1 pseudogene is annotated in these 645 nt (G+C 47.4%); it reads right to left on the bottom strand.

Annotated elements, in window-relative coordinates:
* Positions 1-23: 23 nt before the first annotated feature.
* Positions 24-516, bottom strand: a pseudogene (locus CIK04_RS26925) (4-alpha-glucanotransferase); the annotation flags it as partial.
* Positions 517-645: the final 129 nt, after the last annotated feature.

Here is a 645-nt window from a genome sequence, read left to right as displayed (position 1 = left end):
TTTTTTGTTCAGCTCTAGAGATCTTGTTTGAAACAAGCGCGTGGCGTGATAATCAACGCCATTTCATACGGTGCTTTACGACGCTTACGGCTCACGTATAGTTTGTGATAACCCCAAGCCAAATCTTTTGGTCAGGGCAAACGACATAGAGGGCGCACCCCTCGGCACGTTTCATCGCGAACAATCTGTGACTGAAGATAGCCTTCCAGTACCTCTCCTTGTTCTGTTTCTAAACGCCAGTTGAACTCGCTTTCACGCGCACTGGTGCCAAGATTCAGTTCCACTTCCACCGGATCGCCATCACGCAATACCAATACTGGCGCTAATACGTCTTTCTTGTGTTTTTCTCAGCTGAAGCCAGTAGTTTTCATCGCTGCTAGTGTCATAGCCAAGAAAGTTGAGCAGGCGGCGTAGCGTTTCTTCGGAGACCAATGCTTCGTCTCCCCAAGCGCTGACATAGCTGTCAGCTAATCGTGCCATTTCTGCGACTTTCTTTAATGCTGTTTGTTCTTTCATCGCTCTCTCCGAAGGTACTTCTGAAAACCTTCAATGTAGGGTTTATTTGCTGCTAGTCATTGTCTGTAGACAAAGGACCAAGGCAGCCATTGGGCTACCTTGGTTTTGTTGATTAACGGTGAACCGCTT

The organism is Vibrio sp. 03_296, assembly GCF_002265885.1.
Note: the sequence above shows the minus strand (reverse complement) of the source record. Positions and strands in the feature narration are given on the sequence as shown.